This window comes from Terrisporobacter mayombei (assembly GCF_020748465.1).
GTDB lineage: Bacteria > Bacillota > Clostridia > Peptostreptococcales > Peptostreptococcaceae > Terrisporobacter > Terrisporobacter mayombei.
The window spans coordinates 1-507 of record NZ_JAHZMP010000131.1; the positions used below are offsets into that span (position 1 = coordinate 1).

Here is a 507-nt window from a genome sequence, read left to right on the forward strand (position 1 = left end):
CTGACTATCGCGATTCGTAACCGCGAACAGCGTGTAATTGGTCTGCTGTGCATCAATATGAATCTTGATGTTCCCTTCTCGCAGATTATGAGCACCTTTGTGCCGCCAGAAACCCCGGATGTCGGTTCAAGCGTCAACTTTGCCTCTTCTGTTGAAGATCTGGTTACCCAAACGCTGGAGTTCACCATCGAAGAAGTGAATGCCGATCGCAATGTTTCTAATAACGCCAAAAATCGTCAGATCGTGCTGAATCTCTACGAGAAAGGGATCTTCGATATTAAAGATGCGATCAACCAGGTTGCTGACCGCCTGAACATCTCCAAACACACTGTCTATCTCTACATCCGCCAGTTCAAGAGCGGTGATTTCCAGGGGCAAGATAAGTAATGCGTTTTGCCATCGTGGTGACCGGGCCAGCATACGGTACGCAACAGGCGAGTAGTGCTTTTCAGTTTGCGCAGGCGCTGATAGCAGATGGCCATGAGTTAAGCAGCGTCTTTTTCTATC

General features: G+C 48.5%; 2 protein-coding genes. Both read left to right on the forward strand.

The features are described from left to right. Positions 1-387 (forward strand): helix-turn-helix domain-containing protein (locus K0039_RS24980; protein WP_228106823.1); only part of this gene is annotated, 387 nt, incomplete at its 5' end. Further along, positions 387-507: DsrE family protein (locus K0039_RS24985; protein ID WP_500303708.1), on the forward strand; the 121-nt coding region annotated here is incomplete at its 3' end. The genes K0039_RS24980 and K0039_RS24985, both read left to right, overlap by 1 nt.